The sequence below is a fragment of the Candidatus Tisiphia endosymbiont of Ceraclea dissimilis genome (genome assembly GCF_964030735.1).
Taxonomy (GTDB): Bacteria; Pseudomonadota; Alphaproteobacteria; order Rickettsiales; family Rickettsiaceae; genus Tisiphia.
The window spans coordinates 1,372,373-1,389,006 of record NZ_OZ034917.1 but is presented as its reverse complement, the minus strand read 5'-3'; the positions used below and the strand labels follow the sequence as shown (position 1 = coordinate 1,389,006).

The following is a 16,634-nucleotide window of genomic DNA, read 5'->3' as shown; positions in this document are numbered from 1 at the left end:
TTTGTCATTTTATAACTGTTCTTTTAAATACCGTATGAGTTCGCTCCATAGAATGATTTATTAGGACACTGGCTACATTTAGAAGATTTATTTAAGAACAATTCTATAAATCTTGGTTCTTTAAAACATATTACATACCCTATCATATGAATTACAAAAGCAACAAGCAAATTCATAATACTATTACTTTGAATAAATAATGACATCGATATGATCATATTAAGTGCTGCAAATTTTATACTCACGCCAAATATCATTGCAGGTCTTGTTAAACCAACAAATAACGGATCTGATACTAAACTACCTGACATAAATTAATCCCCTTTAACTCCAATTCGGTTATATCTGTAAATATATAGTCAATTCACCTGAATTAGTGCCGCACCCATCATGCTGTCATTGCGAGGAGGCGTAAGCCTCCGAAGCAATCCATTTTAATCGTTTTTTTGGATTGCCACGACCACTACGTGGTCTCGCAATGACGCTGAGACTAAATACTAATCGAATTTATAACGTCGCCAATTCAAGTTAATTCACTATAGCAGATTTTTATGCTCCACTAATAGATGTTTTCATTATTTTTGTAATATTAGTTATTTTTTTCATTAACGTGAGTTGCCAATTAAAACGTCATTGCGAGCAAACGTACGCATAAGCGTCAGTTTGAGAAAACAATAATTGAAAAACCGTCATTGCGAGGAGACCGTAAGGTCGACGAAGCAATCTAGAAAAGTGATTAGAAATGGATTGCTACGCCACCTACGGTGGCTCGCAACGACGACTTTTCTACTTTATTTTCTTAAACCGACGCTTATACAATGACGCCAAGCTATTTGCTATATGACTTTTAAATGCCATACGTGAGGTGAGTTTATAATTTAATGCATTTTGCCAAACTAAACTGCAATTCTTTGGCCCCTTCTTTACTCCTACTACTTGTATAAATTACATTACAGGAGTAGCCCAAAGTTGCAAGAAAATTCTGTGCTGTCGCCGTTAGGTTTTCTTTATCTGTTACCTTATCTGACTTGGTGAAAACAATTTGGAAATCTTTATTGCAAGAAAGTAACAATTTAGCAATTTCCATATCATTTTGCTTTACTCCTCTTCTAGCATCAATCAACAAATTTACTAATTTGAGATTTACACTCATTCTGAGATAGTATGTTATTAATACTTCCCACTGTTGTTTGATATATATTGGCACTTCAGCAAAGCCATATCCAGGAAGATCAACTAAAATAAGTCTATCGATAAGGGAGAAAAAATTTATTTGCCTAGTGCGACCAGGAGTATTAGAAACCTTAGCAATACTTGAATTATTACAGATACTATTAATCAAACTCGACTTACCAACATTTGATTTACCAACAAAGGCAATCTCTGGTACAGATGTATTAGGGAACTGATTTATTTTTGCCACACCAGCTATAAATTTTACCTCTTGCCGAAATAGTTTTGTAACCTTATCAACCGACATTCTTATCTAGCTTATTAATGTAATATTGCTGAGCTATTGATAAAATATTACTCCAAGACCAATAAATCACTACTCCCACTGGAAAACTACTAAACATTACTAAAAAAACTAGCGGCATAAATTTCATTACTTGAGCTTGAATTGGATCGGCTGACTGTTGTGGAGTCATCCTTTGCTGTAAGAACATAGTAAGAGCCATAAAAATAGGCCATACACCAATCATTAGGAAGCTTGGGCAGGCAAATGGCAGTAACCCGAATAAGTTAAAAATTGATGTTGGATCGGGAGCAGACAGATCTTTTATCCAACCAAAAAATGGTGCCTGACGCATCTCAATAGTTACGTACAACACTTTGTAAATTGAGAAAAACACCGGAATTTGTGCAATAATCGGTAGACAACCAGCAAGGGGATTAACCTTTTCTCTTTTATACAACGCCATAACTTCTTGGTTAAGTCTCATTTTATCATCAGCATATAACGCTCTAATCCTCTCTACTTCAGGCTGAATATTTTTCATTCTCTTCATAGAACGATATGATTTATTAGCCAAAGTAAACATTAGCAGTTTTATAATAACAGTTACAATCAAAATACTAATGCCAAAGTTACCAACATAGTGATAAAAAAAGTTCATAGCATTAAAGACTGGTTTAGTGATTATATAAAACCAACCAAAATCAATTGCCCGGTCAAATAATTTAATATTATATTGCTTTTCGTATTTGTCTAATAAGTCAACTTTCTTTGCTCCGGCAAATAATCTTTGCGATATAGTGAGTTTTTGTCCTACTTCTATAGTCTGAGTTGAAGAAATGAAGTCGACCTGGTATTTTTCAACACCGTTTTTCATTGCATAATTGAAGTTGGAACTATATATACTAGCTTTATCTGGAATTAAGGAAGATAACCAATATTTATCGGTTATACCAACCCAATCAACAACAGTTTGTGGAAATTTCTCAATTTTCTTATCTTTTAAATCGTCAAAAGAATGTTCTTTAAGCCTACCATCAATAACACCGATTGGTCCTTGATGTAGTATATTAACTGATTTTTCTTTACCAATATATTTACGGTTAATTAGTCCATAATATTGCACTGAAATTGGTTCTTTGCTATCATTCACCGTAGTTTGATCTATGGTAAATAAATAATTACTATCCATACTTATCGTAACCAAGAATTTAACCCCATCTTTGTTGATCCATGACAAATTCACAGGGTTTGTAGGCGTTAACTGATCATTATCAGCCTGCCACAGAGTTTCACTATCAGGAAGAATAATACTATTATCCTTGTTAAACCAGCCTATTTCAGCAAAATAAGCTTCTTCTGACTGAGAATGGGCAAATAACACAACAGGTTTACTGTCTGGTGATAAATCTTGCTTATATTTCAACAAAATTAAATCATCAAACCGGAGTCCTTTTAAAGCAATCGAGCCAGAAAGAAGTTCTGAGTCTATCCGAATTCTCTTGGTAGAAACAGGTGATTCAGCTTCTTTAGGGGGTGCTACTTGAGTATTCTTTTTCTTTAACTCTTGAACTTGCTTGTTATATATTTTATTTTGCTGTTCTAATTTTTGTAATCTTGGTTTATCATAAAAATATTGCCATCCAAAAATAATCCCAAGGGACAAGACAATTGCAGCTACCAAGTTAACTATGTTATGATTCATTACCGGTCTAAAAAATAATTTATATTATATAAAATAAAATAGAATACCCTAAATTTAGGGTATTCATTATACTACTCCTATGAGTTCTATAAGATTTAAGTAAATTAATCAAGAAATTTGATTTATTGATTTAATATACCATCAGCATCTCTTGTATTATTATTCACCATTAATTATATATTAAAGTACTTAGTGGAAGAAAATATTATGATATATTTATAGTATAGCTCATAACAAACTAACGTCATTGCGAGAAGACCGCAGGTCGACGAAGTAATCCAAAAAAGTAATTAGAAAGGATTACCACGCTCACATATGTTCGCTCGCAATGACGGAGTAATACTAATCGGGTTGGCTATAATAAACTTTGAGTTAATTTAAAATTTATGAGGTTATGGCAATGAACATAGATAAATTTACTACCCAGGCAAAATCTGTATTATCTAATGCCCAAAGCATAGCAGCAAAAAATGATCATCAGCAAATATTGCCATTACACATATTGGCGAGTTTATTAAACGATGATAGTGGAGTTATTGATAATCTTATTAATACTTTAGGTACTAGCTTCGATGATTTGAATAGAGCTATAACCGTAGAATTAAACAAAATCCCAAAAGTGCAAATAGAGGGAGGAGGACAACTTTACCTATCATCAGAAGCACTAAAATTACTTGATAAAGCATCAGAGCTTGCAAAGAATAATGCCGATAGTTTTATAACTATTGAGAGAATTTTTGAGGCATTATCATATGATAAAACCTCTGCTGGTAAGATTTTATCAGAGAATGCAATAACTAATAAAAAAATAAACGCAGCAATTTTACAGTTAAGAAAAGGTAAGACAGCAGATAATAACTCTTCTGAAAGTAGTTATGACGCCCTAAAAAAATATGGTAGAGATGTAACCGAGCTAGCAGAACTTGGTAAACTTGATCCAATCATCGGTAGAGATGAGGAAATTAGAAGAACCGTGCAAGTTTTGTCAAGAAGAATGAAAAATAATCCCGTGCTAATAGGAGAGCCAGGAGTTGGTAAAACAGCCATAATAGAAGGGTTAGCCCAAAGAATATTTAGCCAAGATATTCCAGAAACTCTAGCAAATTGTCGAATCATTGAACTTGATATGGGAGCTTTAATTGCTGGGGCTAAATATCGTGGTGAATTCGAAGAACGACTAAAAGCTGTATTAAATGAGATTAAGCACTCTAGTGGGGAGATTATTTTATTTATTGATGAGCTACATCTTTTAGTAGGAACTGGTAAGACAGACGGAGCCATGGATGCATCAAATTTACTAAAGCCAATGCTTGCTAGAGGAGAACTTCATTGTATCGGTGCTACGACTTTAGATGAATATCGCAAATATATCGAGAAAGATACCGCTCTTGCCAGAAGATTTCAAGCAGTTTACGTTAATGAACCAACAGTAGAAGATACTATTTCGATTCTGCGTGGTATTAAGGACAAATACGAATTACATCATGGCGTAAAAATTGTTGATAGTGCTATAGTTGCCGCTAGCACTCTATCTAACAGATATATTACCGATCGTTATTTACCAGATAAAGCTATTGATTTAATCGATGAAGCATGTAGTCGGCTAAAAATAGAATTATCTAGCAAACCGGAAGAATTAGATGAGCTTGATCGTCGTATCATTCAAATAAAAATTGAGCTAGCAGCTCTAAAAAAAGAAGATGATGAATATTCAAAAAAGAAAATTATCCAATTAACAGACGAATTAACTAAACTTGAATCTCGTTCTTACGATATGAATGCTAGCTGGCAAGCTGAAAAATCCAAAATACATATTGAACAGAAATTAAAAGAAGAGCTAGAAAAAGCTCGTTTAGAACTTGAAAGAGCAGAAAGAAGTAGTGATCTTGCCCGAGCTAGTGAGTTGAAATATGGTATTATTCCTGATTTGACTAAGAAACTACAACAAGCAGTAGAAGGGGGAAATAACAAATTATCAAAAGAAGTTGTATCAGAAAACGATATAGCTATAATTATTTCCAAAATTACTGGTATACCGATTGACACAATGCTATCAAGCGAACGTGAGAAGTTATTAGCGATGGAAGATAAACTACGTCAATCGGTAATCGGTCAAGATGAAGCTATAAAAGGAGTCAGCGATGCTGTGCGTCGTTCTCGTGCTGGAATACAGGATCATAATAGACCACTTGGATCGTTTTTATTCTTAGGTCCAACTGGTGTTGGTAAAACGGAACTAACCAAAGCTTTGGCACTTTTTTTATTTGACGATCGTAATGCCATTCTCAGAATTGATATGTCTGAATATATGGAAAAACACTCTATATCACGTTTGATTGGGGCTCCTCCAGGCTATGTTGGTTATGAGCAGGGAGGAGTTTTAACAGAAGCGGTACGTAGGAGACCTTATCAAGTTATTTTATTTGATGAGGTAGAAAAAGCCCATACGGATATTTTCAATATCATGTTACAAATTTTGGATGAAGGGCGTCTAACTGATAGTCAAGGAATAACTGTTGATTTTAAAAATACCATCATTGTTCTTACTTCCAACCTTGGGGCTGAAATACTTATTAATCAACAGCAAGATGATGACCAAGATGCAATTAAAGAACAAGTAATGCAACATGTACGAGCAACATTTAAACCTGAATTCTTAAATAGGCTAGATGAGATTATTCTATTCCATAAACTAACTCGTGCTGACATACATGATATTGTCAAAATACAACTAGATAATTTGAAAGAAATTCTTTCACAACAAAATATTACATTGCAATTTGATCAATCGGCAATAAATTACCTGGCTGATAAAGGTTATGATTCAATGTTTGGTGCTAGACCATTGAAAAGAGTTATTCAACGAGAATTACAGAATAATTTCGCCAAAATGATTCTTTCTAGTAGAATCGGTAGCGGTGATATTGTAAATATAAAAGCAATAAATAATGAATTAGCTATTGATAAAATGATAACTTAACAATAATTATGAAAAATGCACAATATTAAACCCAAAATTTGGGTATTAGCTGACAGCAGGGTGGGTAATGTCAATCAAGCTATAGCTCTAGCAGAAAAGCTTGGTCTTGGTTATCAATTAAAACCTATTGAATATAATTTTTGGGGTAAATTACCAAATTTTTTACTAGCCCTTAGCCCTATCCATGTGAAAAAGCAGCTATTACAATCGTGGGAAATGGAAGGCTTCCCTGACTTAATAATTTCTGCTGGAAGAAGAACCGCTTCTTTAGCGAGTTATTTAAAACATAAATCTGCTGGGAAAGTAAAAATTATTCAAATTATGCACCCCAACCTACCATTTAAGCAATTTGACCTAATTATTTTACCGCATCATGATAAGGTTAGCAGGGAAGAACTATGCACGAATGACAAGAATATATTGAGAATTACTGGAGCTCTTAATAATGTTCAAGCAAAAATACAGGATGGCGGTATTGAGTTACGCAAAAATTATCCAGATCTTAAGCAGTTTATATCGGTAATTATTGGTGGTAATAGCAAAAATTATCAATTTACCGACGAAAATGCTCGCGAATTTGCTGCAATATTATCTAATCTTACTAAGACCCAAGATGAAAAACATACCTTGTTTATTAGCTTTAGTCGACGTACTCCTAATTCAGCAAAACAAATTATCAAAAATAAGGTACCTTCATCGGCTATTATTTACGATCCAACAGAGGAAGAAGCTAAACCTAATCCTTATTTTGGGATGTTGGCACAGGCAGATTACATAATTTCTACGGCTGATTCGATTTCTATGTGTAGTGAGGCAGCTTCCACTGGTAAACCTCTTTATATATTCTGTCCTAGTAATTTTAAATCACCTAAACATCTAGCATTTACACAAAATTTGCTAGAATTAGGAATAGCTAAAATACTAGACAAATCTGTAATTCAGCTTGAAAACTATAATTATGCCCCTCTTAATGAAGTAGAAAAAATTGCTAATATCATAATTACAAAAAATTGGATAAAATGATGATCCATAATTCGACAACAAAATCACCAACTAGCCTGGCACCAACTAGCCTGGCTTATGCAGAAAGTATATTAATTGATTCTCATTGTCACCTCAACATGTTAAAAGAAGATTTATCAGCCATAATAAGCAGAGCTGAGAATAATAATGTTAAGTACATGCAGACTATATGTACTACCATTGAGGAATTGCCGGATATTTTAGAAATAGCCGTAAGATACGGTAATGTCTTTGCTTCGTGTGGAGTTCACCCCAATGAAGTGAAGGAAATTGTCTCGTGCGAAACTATTATGGAATATTGTAATCATCCAAAAATTATTGGCATTGGTGAAACTGGTCTCGATTATTATTACCAGACATCAGACAAACATCAACAGATTAGTTCTTTTGGGCAACATATACAGGCATCTCAAAGTACCGGGTTGCCAATTATAGTCCATACAAGAGAAGCCGAACAAGATACTATTGATATTTTAAGTAGCGAAATGCAAAATACCGCGTTTCACGGTCTTATTCATTGCTTTACCGCTTCAAGGCATTTGGCAAAAAAAATGCTTGACCTTGGTATGTATATATCGATTGCTGGAATTGTAACCTTTAAAAACGCCACCGATTTACAGGATATAGTACGTTATATTCCACTAGACCGGTTATTAATTGAAACAGATTCTCCTTATCTTGCCCCTGTTCCGATGCGTGGCAAACAAAACGAACCAGCTTTTGTCAAATATGTAGCAGAAAAAATAGCTGAAATAAAAGAAACAAACCTAGAAACAGTAGCAAATGCTACTACCACAAATTTTATATCTTTATTCAGCAAAACCCATCTAGTTGTAAATTGTAATTCCCGCCCACTATTATCATTTCCTCCCACTATTGTCATTCCCGCGTAAGCGGGAATCTAGCACAACTGTTGAAAGTTAGAAGGTAAAGCGGGTTTTAGATAGGTTTTCCGCTATTAGCGAGACCACGCAAGTAGGTCGTGGCAATCCATCTTTGGTTACTTTTGTGGATTGCTTCGTCGACCTAAGGTCTTTCTCGCTAATAGACGTTGACCACATACGACTTTTAAACTATCCGGTCTAAAATCGCTTCCTCTTATAACTTTCAACAGTTGTGGGGAATCTAGCCCCCTGCTTCTATAGAGCCTGAGCAATCAGAAAAGTTTTTTAACCGTAATTTTGTATCCCACTCATCTTTAAGTATACTATAATATACTGTATCTCGGCGTCTATCATCAGGCATAAGAGTGTGGCTTCGCAATACACCTTCTTCAGTTGCTCCAATTTTAATTAGCCCACCTTTAGCTCTTACATTAAGTGCATCTGTTTTAAACTCTACCCTTTCCATATTAAGGTAATCAAAGGCAAAATGCAATAAAAGAAACTTGGCATTTTTGTTAATACCACTTCCTTGAAACAATGTTTCTATCCAACTCCAACCTATTTCTATCCTTCTATCTTTTGGAGAATAATTGCCAAAAGCCGTTGACCCAACAATTTTTCCTGTTTTCTGCTCTTCAATAGTAAAATGATATCGTAAACCCATTTTCCTTTGTTGTATAGCATCATCAACGTAGTCGTTCATATCTTGTACTTGAGACATTTTGATAGCAAAATATTTCCAAACTGCGTAATCATAATGGAACCGAACAAACTCAGGCATATCATCTGCGTTTAATGGTCTTAATCTTACTAACTCATTATTACAGATAATGTCATGCTCAAAAAAGCTGCCATTATTCTTAGCTAACGCTAACTTAAAATTAGCGGATATATTGTTCATATTTACTCCTACTATAGTTGACGCCTGGGTAAAACCCTTCCGTCATTGCAAGGAATGCCCAAACCTCAGCCGTCATTACACATAGGCATCAGTTTAAGAAAATAAAGTAGAAAAGTCGTCATTGCGAGCGAACGTATGTGAGCGTGGCAATCCATTTTTAATCATTTCTGGATTGCTTCATAGACCTAAGGTCTCGCAATGACCTCGCAATAATGTTAAGTAATAAGCAAGCAACGAGTGACGACGTCCCCAACTTCTCATCATTTGACTATAGCATCAGTGGTCTTTATATCATCATCTTCACTAAGAAATTTCTTTTGCATCTCTGACTTGCCAAGTGGCTTGTTAATTTTATTATTCTTACTGGCTTCGACTTCCTTAATTTTTTTACTACTACCTGTTTTAGCTTTATTTGGTAAAACTTTATCAACAGTTTGTTGGTTAGTAGTTTGTCGTGCAGGACATCTATATTTTTCTAAATCTTTCTTAGTTTCACGCAAAATAGCTTTAATTTGCTCTAGCTCTTTGTGCAAATTATTATTTGCTTGATCATTCTTATCATTATTTTGTTTCTTCAGCTTATCATTTGCCGAATTCAATGAAGGATATTCTTTTTCTTGATTTTGCTTACGTTTTTCATTACGTTCCGCATCTTGTTTTACCATCTTAAGATACATTTGACGATTTCTTAAAGTTGGATTGATTGTTTCAGTATCATATTCACTAAACAAATCCCCCTCATCATCATCAAAATTTTCTTCCATAACATTTCTTTTTGCCATCGCTATATATTTCTTATTATAAAGCGGTGGACGTTTGCCACCGGCAAAACCTTTACTATCTATAATTTTATTATTAGCAGATTTTTTGAAATATCCTCTAAACCCATCAGTACAACCTGAAAGTAGGGATAATCCCAAAACTATAATAATAACTTTTTTTAACATAAATTAGTCCGATAATTTTATAGTAACATAATTAATGACACAAAATCACCCAAGTTGCAAGAATCAGTTTACTATTTCTTCTACTGTATCAGCTAAAATATTACTACCGTCATTTTTACGCTTTAATAATTCACAAGATGCCCGCTCCAGTATATCACGATTTTTTATTAGCACTAAGAGTTTATCGGCTAATTTTTCTGCAGTAATTTTATTTTGTTCAAAACACCACCCTGCCCCACTATCTTCCAGTGCCTTGGCATTATAGAATTGATGGTTTTCAGTAGCAAAAGGTAGCGGAATAAAAATTGCCGGCAAGCCAATATAGCTAAGCTCAGAAATAGTTGATGCCCCAGCCCTTGATATTACTAGTTCTTGATTGGCATATTGCTGATCCATATCATAAAAAAAATCGGCTATTTTATGTGGGATGTTTAATTCACTATAAATTTTAGCAATATTGTCTAAATCTTCTGGAGGAGCTTGTTGGGTAATATGTAGTTTAATATCAGGATTTGATTGCACTAATATCTTAATCGCTTCCGGTATTAAAGTAGAAAACACCTTTGCTCCCTGACTTCCACCAAAAATCAATATTCGAAAAATATCATTGCTAAAATTATCCTTAACTTTCAGCTTTTTAACATTATCCCGTACTATATTTCCTATAACTAATTTCTTATTATAGTCAACAATATTATAATTTTTAGTTTCCTCATAGGTAAGCGCAACTCTTCTGGCCCATTTTAAGAATAATCTATTGACCTTACCAATAAAGCAGTTTTGTTCATAAATTACGATAGGAATACGTAACAATACAGCTGCTATCAAAGGAGGAGCAGAGGGATAGCCACCAAACCCAATTATAACACAAGGTTTGACCTGCACTAATAGCAATAACATCTTAAAAATCATAAATAATAAACAAATTAATAATTTAAACTTATTAAACAACCCTTTCGGTGGCAATCTAAAATTTATTATATGTGGAATGAGCGGTAAATCTTCAGTTAAATATTTTTGGCATCTAACGTCAGTAATAAGGTGTAATTTATACCCGCGTTTCACCAATTCTTCAGCCAAAGCAATAGCGGGAAATAGATGACCTGCCGTACCACCACCAACAACAATTATACTCTTCATATGTCAATATCTTGAATTTTATAGTTAGTAAGGGAAGTTTTATGTTTGGTAAAACCAAGCAGCATCCCTGTAGCAATAGCTATGGCAAAAGTTGAAGAACCACCATAGCTAATAAATGGTAATGTCATCCCTTTGGTTGGTAATAAATTCAAGGTAACACCTATATTAATTAAGGCTTGTAAACCTATCTGTGCAACAATACCACTTGCTGCCAATTGAACAAATTTATCTTCTTCGTTAATGAGTTTCAGTAAACTACGAATCACTATAAAAGCAAATATTCCTATAATTATCAAGCAGATAATCGCCCCAAATTCCTCACCAGCAACAGCAAAAATAAAATCAGCATGAGAATCCGGCAATACTTGTTTTACCGCTCCTTCACCAGGACCACAACCATATAAACCACCATGCTCAAATGCTCTGATTGACTTACTAACTTGATAATTACTAATACTCTCTGGATCAAAAAAACTATTAATCCTTTTCGCTACATGAGGCAGCCAAAAATAAGCTGCTGTAACACCAAATAACAACATAAAAGCAGCAAGCATAATCCAAAATATTGGCATACCAGCAACAAAAAGCTGAATACCAAAAACTGCAGTAACCATCACTAACATACCAAAATCTGGCTGGATAATTAATAATAAAGCAATGATACCATACAGAACTATACAAATAGAAAAACTTGGAAATTCCCCCTCAAATTTCAATGATAATATCCAACCTGCAACTACCGCAAAAAATGGTTTTATAAATTCTGAAGGCTGCATCGAAAAACCTAAAATATTAATCCAGCGAATAGCCCCCTTAACTTCATAACCATAGAATTTAACTAAAATTAATAACAATATGCTGACAATAAATCCTAAAATTGACAATCTCTTTAACCATTTTTTGGAAAAAAGGGAAAAAAGAATGATCAATAGCGATGCACTAGCAAGATAAAATAATTGTCTAGAGGCAAAATAATGCTCATTGAGTCCTATTCTATTTGCTATTACTGGTCCAGCTGTAGTAACCAACATCATACTAAAAACAAACAGGATTACTAAAGCAATAATCATTTGCTGGTCGATACTACGCCACCACCATTTTAGGTAATTGTTAGATAATTCATTATTATGATTATCTTTAATCATGGTTAGCAATAATATTATATAATTCTATAAATAGATTTCCGCGTTCTTCAAAATTTTTAAATTGATCGTAAGAGGCACAAGCTGGAGCTAACAAAATATTTTTTATGCTCCCTATATCTTGCATTGCATCTCTAACTGCAACATTAAAAGCCTCCTGCAAATTTTGACAAATTTGAAAATTTACTCTACCCTTAAGTGACGATGCAAAAAGTTCTTTATCTTGACCAAAAAGATAAGCCTTATGAATTTTATCAAACCATGGAGCTAAATTTGTTATTCCTCCTTCTTTTGCCACTCCTCCAGCTAGCCAATATATATTATCAAGTGCAGCAAGGGATTTAGAAGCAGCAATGCTATTGGTAGCTTTGCTATCGTTATAAAATTTTATCATACTCGAATGATCTGAGTATATTGTACCAACATATTGCATCCTGTGCGGCAACCCCTTAAACAACTCGATAGCAGCAATTATTTGTTCTGGTCTTACCCCTATAATCCGACAAGCCGCATAACTGGCAACAATATTTTCCTGATTATGGATGCCTTGTAGATAGCTATTATTTGGCAAATTAATAGTAATTGGTTCAAAAATATTGTCATAAACAACATTATTACAAATTGATACTCCTTTATCAAGGATTTTACCAACAGAGATTGGTATTAAATTTGTGGTATTCTCCTTTTGTAACTCTAAGAAAATATTGTTGGTAATTTCATTATCAACACTAATTATGGCAAATGAATCTTTATCCATTCGATCAAAGATTTTCTTTTTAGCGACAATATAGCCTTGCATATTATTATGCCGATCTAAATGATCCTCGGTAATATTAAGTAGCACAGCAATTTTAGCTTTAAAACTGCTTAATAAGTCTAACTGAAAGGAAGATAGCTCTAATACATACCCTTGACAATCTAATCCCATACTTAAGGCAGGAACACCAATATTCCCGCCAACTGGATAATCAAAACCACAAAACTGTAAAATATGACCAGTTAAAGCAGTGGTAGTACTCTTACCATTAGTACCAGTTATACCGATAAAATTAGCTTTCTTCCCACCTCTAAACTTAACTTCCTCAAATAATAAGTCTATATCTGAGGTTATTGATATATTACGGACATTCGCCATGGTAACAATGTCATGCGATAAGGGAACACCTGGACTCAACAATATCTTATCAATATCCTGCCACCGCTGATCAGAAAAGCTAACCAAATTATCGTTTCCATAAATTTTACTGAAAGCATCCCTACTACTACCTAGTTGATCATAACAAATTATCCTAGCTACTTTATTTAGCGATTGATAAGCAGCCATACCAGTCTTACCTAGACCAACTATCCCTATAGTCTTGTTTTTTTGTGAAAGAAATAATGACATAATTTTTAGTTTAATAATCCATTATTTACTGTACTTTCAATAGTTCATTGATTCTTGTAACAGATAATCTAGTCATTCTCGCTACTTCTTCAATAGAGCTACCATTATTTATCATCATTTTTATTAATTTAGCTTCTCCTTTAGCTTCTCCCCTAGCTTCTCCGATTTGAATCCCTTCTTCTTTCCATACTTGAGCTATACTAGGCATAAGTTCTTCTCCTTTTTCTTTAGTTAAACTATTTTTTAATATTTTTTCTAACTCTATTTTATCACTTTGCTCAATAAAGGTCAAAGTATAGCTCAATAGATTTCTTATGTGGTCATGACCTATTGTTATTTTACTCAATTTAGGCAAGAGATGAGAAATTTCCTGCCATCTTTTCAGTAATTGACGTTCGTGGATGTGTTTGAGGAAAAATAACAAAATCCCAGACCATACTTTTTTCTTTAGCTCCTCATCGGGGATATCATGTACGTTAATAAGCTGACAATCATTTGTCCAAAAGCCTCTGGCTAAATCTGGATGGCTAAATAAATTCCATATATTAAGAGGTGCGTTATATTTCTTCTTGCCATTATAAATTATTAGGGGATAAATTACTGGAAGGCATTTAGCTTTAGGATTAGTAGTTAAATATCGATCACAAATATTAATCATATATTTAAATAACCTAAATGCCATCATTTTATCAACAGTACTTTGATGCTCCAATAGCAAAAAAATATAGCCATCCTGATCATTAAACTTAACAGAAAATAATACATCTGAAATAGTTTCAGAAAGGTCTGACTCAATAAAACTATCTTTTTCTAATTTTAAAGATGTGCTATCGATTAAAGCCAACACATCTTTCGGCAAATGAGTTGCCAAAAATTCTTTAGCAACTATTGGATTCTCCATAGATTTGCGAAAGATTTCGTCATGTTTTGGCTTGTCTGAAGTCATAATAAAATTTGCTTATATAGCTAATCTAATAATTCATTACTTACTGTACTTTCAGTAATTCATTGATTTTAGTAATAGATAGTCCAGTAATTCTCGCTACTTCTTCAATAGAGTTACCATTTTTTATAATCATTTTTATTAATTTAGCTTCTCCCCTAGCTTCTCCGATTCTAATACCATCCTGTACTCCGATTTGAATCCCTTCTTCTTTCCATACTTGAGCTATACTAGGCATAAGTTCTTCTCCTTTTTCTTTAGTTAAACTATTTTTTAATATTTTTTCTAACTCTATTTTATCATTTTGCTCAATAAAGGTCAAAGTATAGCTCAATAGATTTCTTATATGGTCATAGCCTATTGTTATTTTACTCAATTTAGGCAAGAGATGAGAGATTTCTTGCCATCTTTTCAGTAATTGACGTTCGTGGATGTGTTTAAGGAAAAATAACAAAATCCCAGACCATACTTTTTTCTTGAGTTCTTCATCGGGGATGTCATGTACGTTAATAAGCTGATAATCATTTGTCCAAAAGCCTCTGGCTAAATCTGGATGGCTAAATAAATTCCATATATTGAGCGATGCGTTATATTTCTTCTTGCCATTATAAATTATTAGGGGATAAATTACTGGAAGGCATTTAGCTTTAGGATTAGTAGTTAAATATAGATCACAAATATTAATCATATATTTAAATAACCTAAACGCCATCATTTTATCAACAGTACTTTGATGTTCCAATAGCAAAAAAATATAGCCATCTTGATCATTAAACTTAACAGAAAATAATACATCAGAAATAGTTTCAGAAAGGTCTGGCTCAATAAAACTATCTTTTTCTAATTTTAAAGATGTACTATCGATTAAAGCCAACACATCTTTAGGCAAATGAGTTGCCAAAAACTCTTTAGCAACTATGGGATTCTCCATAGATTTGCGAAAGATTTCGTCATGTTTTGGCTTGTCTGAAGTCATAATAAAATTTGCTTATATAGCTAATCTAATAATTCATTACTTACTGTACTTTCAGTAATTCATTGATTTTAGTAATAGATAGTCCAGTAATTCTCGCTACTTCTTCAATAGAGCTACCATTATTTATCATCATTTTTATTAATTTAGCTTCTCCCCTAGCTTCTCCGATTCTAATACCATCCTGTACTCCGATTTGAATCCCTTCTTCTTTCCATACTTGAGCTATACTAGGCATAAGTTCTTCTCCTTTTTCTTTAGTTAAACTATTTTTTAATATTTTTTCTAACTCTATTTTATCATTTTGCTCAATAAAGGTCAAAGTATAGCTCAATAGATTTCTTATGTGGTCATGGCCTATTGTTATTTTACTCAATTTAGGCAAGAGATGAGAAATTTCCTGCCATCTTTTCAGTAATTGACGTTCGTGGATGTGTTTGAGGAAAAATAACAAAATCCCAGACCATACTTTTTTCTTGAGTTCTTCATCGGGGATGTCATGTACGTTAATAAGCTGACAATCATTTGTCCAAAAGCCTCTGGCTAAATCTGGATGGCTAAATAAATTCCATATATTAAGAGGTGCGTTATATTTCTTCTTGCCATTATAAATTATTAGGGGATAAATTACTGGAAGGCATTTAGCTTTAGGATTAGTAGTTAAATATCGATCACAAATATTAATCATATATTTAAATAACCTAAATGCCATCATTTTATCAACAGTACTTTGATGCTCCAATAGCAAAAAAATATAGCCATCCTGATCATTAAACTTAACAGAAAATAATACATCTGAAATAGTTTCAGAAAGGTCTGGCTCAATAAAACTATCTTTTTCTAATTTTAAAGATGTACTATCGATTAAAGCCAACACATCTTTAGGCAAATGAGTTGCCAAAAACTCTTTAGCAACTATGGGATTCTCCATAGATTTGCGAAAGATTTCGTCATGTTTTGGCTTGTCTGAAGTCATAATAAAATTTGCTTATATAGCTAATCTAATAATTCATTACTTATTGTACTTTCAGTAATTCATTGATTTTAGTAATAGATAGTCCAGTAATTCTCGCTACTTCTTCAATAGAGCTGCCATTGTTTATCATCATTTTTATTAATTTAGCTTCCGATTTGGATGCCTCCCTCTTTCCAT

At 33.4% G+C, this 16,634-nt stretch carries 14 protein-coding genes; 3 read left to right on the top strand and 11 right to left on the bottom strand.

Going from position 1 to position 16,634, the window contains the following annotated elements; translation table 11 throughout:
• Positions 1-23 precede the first annotated feature (23 nt).
• The 3 genes from ACQH1V_RS06585 to yidC form a co-directional block, all read right to left on the bottom strand.
• Positions 24-311: a VirB3 family type IV secretion system protein gene (locus tag ACQH1V_RS06585; protein WP_094648608.1), complete on the bottom strand. Its 288-nt coding sequence runs from the start codon at positions 309-311 to the stop codon at positions 24-26.
• Between the two features lie 560 nt (positions 312-871).
• A complete protein-coding gene (gene yihA / locus ACQH1V_RS06580) occupies positions 872-1,480 on the bottom strand; it encodes a ribosome biogenesis GTP-binding protein YihA/YsxC (RefSeq protein WP_094648607.1) in 609 nt (202 codons plus the stop codon).
• Positions 1,470-3,161: a membrane protein insertase YidC gene (yidC, locus tag ACQH1V_RS06575; protein ID WP_425360233.1), complete on the bottom strand. Its 1,692-nt coding sequence runs from the start codon at positions 3,159-3,161 to the stop codon at positions 1,470-1,472. Before yidC ends, yihA begins: the two co-directional genes overlap by 11 nt.
• Before the next feature lie 400 nt (positions 3,162-3,561).
• On the opposite strand from yidC, the gene clpB reads away from it, so the two are divergent.
• From clpB to ACQH1V_RS06560, 3 genes are all read left to right on the top strand, one after another.
• Positions 3,562-6,141 (top strand): ATP-dependent chaperone ClpB, encoded by a 2,580-nt coding sequence (gene clpB, locus ACQH1V_RS06570; RefSeq protein ID WP_425360232.1) that lies wholly within the window; start codon positions 3,562-3,564, stop codon positions 6,139-6,141.
• 15 nt (positions 6,142-6,156) lie between these two features.
• Entirely contained in the window at positions 6,157-7,164 is a 1,008-nt protein-coding gene (locus ACQH1V_RS06565; RefSeq protein ID WP_425360231.1) for a mitochondrial fission ELM1 family protein, read from the top strand.
• A gap of 68 nt (positions 7,165-7,232) precedes the next feature.
• Positions 7,233-8,057 (top strand): TatD family hydrolase, encoded by an 825-nt coding sequence (locus tag ACQH1V_RS06560; RefSeq protein WP_425360896.1) that lies wholly within the window; start codon positions 7,233-7,235, stop codon positions 8,055-8,057.
• A gap of 232 nt (positions 8,058-8,289) precedes the next feature.
• Here ACQH1V_RS06560 and ACQH1V_RS06555 read toward each other — a convergent pair whose 3' ends face one another.
• The 8 genes from ACQH1V_RS06555 to ACQH1V_RS06520 form a co-directional block, all read right to left on the bottom strand.
• Complete coding sequence (locus ACQH1V_RS06555) at positions 8,290-8,949, bottom strand: GNAT family N-acetyltransferase (protein ID WP_425360230.1); 660 nt, start codon at positions 8,947-8,949, stop codon at positions 8,290-8,292.
• Between the two features lie 260 nt (positions 8,950-9,209).
• Positions 9,210-9,896: a hypothetical protein gene (locus ACQH1V_RS06550; RefSeq protein WP_341748849.1), complete on the bottom strand. Its 687-nt coding sequence runs from the start codon at positions 9,894-9,896 to the stop codon at positions 9,210-9,212.
• 63 nt (positions 9,897-9,959) lie between these two features.
• Positions 9,960-11,036, bottom strand: coding sequence for an undecaprenyldiphospho-muramoylpentapeptide beta-N-acetylglucosaminyltransferase (gene murG, locus ACQH1V_RS06545; RefSeq protein ID WP_094648600.1), 1,077 nt, complete (start codon positions 11,034-11,036; stop codon positions 9,960-9,962).
• Complete coding sequence (ftsW, locus tag ACQH1V_RS06540; protein WP_094648599.1) at positions 11,033-12,181, bottom strand: putative lipid II flippase FtsW; 1,149 nt, start codon at positions 12,179-12,181, stop codon at positions 11,033-11,035. Before ftsW ends, murG begins: the two co-directional genes overlap by 4 nt.
• Positions 12,174-13,565, bottom strand: coding sequence for a UDP-N-acetylmuramoyl-L-alanine--D-glutamate ligase (gene murD, locus ACQH1V_RS06535; protein WP_425360229.1), 1,392 nt, complete (start codon positions 13,563-13,565; stop codon positions 12,174-12,176). The genes ftsW and murD overlap by 8 nt, the downstream gene beginning before the upstream one ends.
• A 25-nt stretch (positions 13,566-13,590) precedes the next feature.
• A complete protein-coding gene (locus ACQH1V_RS06530; RefSeq protein ID WP_425360228.1) occupies positions 13,591-14,511 on the bottom strand; it encodes an Rpn family recombination-promoting nuclease/putative transposase in 921 nt (306 codons plus the stop codon).
• Positions 14,512-14,551: 40 nt separating this feature from the next.
• The gene (locus ACQH1V_RS06525; protein ID WP_425360227.1) at positions 14,552-15,484 is read right to left on the bottom strand and encodes an Rpn family recombination-promoting nuclease/putative transposase; all 933 of its coding nucleotides are present in this window, start codon (positions 15,482-15,484) and stop codon (positions 14,552-14,554) included.
• 40 nt (positions 15,485-15,524) lie between these two features.
• Positions 15,525-16,457 carry an Rpn family recombination-promoting nuclease/putative transposase gene (locus ACQH1V_RS06520; protein WP_425360226.1) on the bottom strand — a complete coding sequence of 311 codons (933 nt, stop codon included), beginning with the start codon at positions 16,455-16,457 and terminating at the stop codon, positions 15,525-15,527.
• Positions 16,458-16,634: the final 177 nt, after the last annotated feature.

Coding starts and splice junctions, on each gene's coding strand:
- ACQH1V_RS06585 (WP_094648608.1), bottom strand. CDS start 311: ATGTCAGGTAGTTTAGTATCAGATCCGTTATTTGTTGGTTTAACAAGA.
- yihA (WP_094648607.1), bottom strand. CDS start 1,480: ATGTCGGTTGATAAGGTTACAAAACTATTTCGGCAAGAGGTAAAATTT.
- yidC (WP_425360233.1), bottom strand. CDS start 3,161: ATGAATCATAACATAGTTAACTTGGTAGCTGCAATTGTCTTGTCCCTT.
- clpB (WP_425360232.1), top strand. CDS start 3,562: ATGAACATAGATAAATTTACTACCCAGGCAAAATCTGTATTATCTAAT.
- ACQH1V_RS06565 (WP_425360231.1), top strand. CDS start 6,157: ATGCACAATATTAAACCCAAAATTTGGGTATTAGCTGACAGCAGGGTG.
- ACQH1V_RS06555 (WP_425360230.1), bottom strand. CDS start 8,949: ATGAACAATATATCCGCTAATTTTAAGTTAGCGTTAGCTAAGAATAAT.
- ACQH1V_RS06550 (WP_341748849.1), bottom strand. CDS start 9,896: ATGTTAAAAAAAGTTATTATTATAGTTTTGGGATTATCCCTACTTTCA.
- murG (WP_094648600.1), bottom strand. CDS start 11,036: ATGAAGAGTATAATTGTTGTTGGTGGTGGTACGGCAGGTCATCTATTT.
- ftsW (WP_094648599.1), bottom strand. CDS start 12,181: ATGATTAAAGATAATCATAATAATGAATTATCTAACAATTACCTAAAA.
- murD (WP_425360229.1), bottom strand. CDS start 13,565: ATGTCATTATTTCTTTCACAAAAAAACAAGACTATAGGGATAGTTGGT.
- ACQH1V_RS06530 (WP_425360228.1), bottom strand. CDS start 14,511: ATGACTTCAGACAAGCCAAAACATGACGAAATCTTTCGCAAATCTATG.
- ACQH1V_RS06525 (WP_425360227.1), bottom strand. CDS start 15,484: ATGACTTCAGACAAGCCAAAACATGACGAAATCTTTCGCAAATCTATG.
- ACQH1V_RS06520 (WP_425360226.1), bottom strand. CDS start 16,457: ATGACTTCAGACAAGCCAAAACATGACGAAATCTTTCGCAAATCTATG.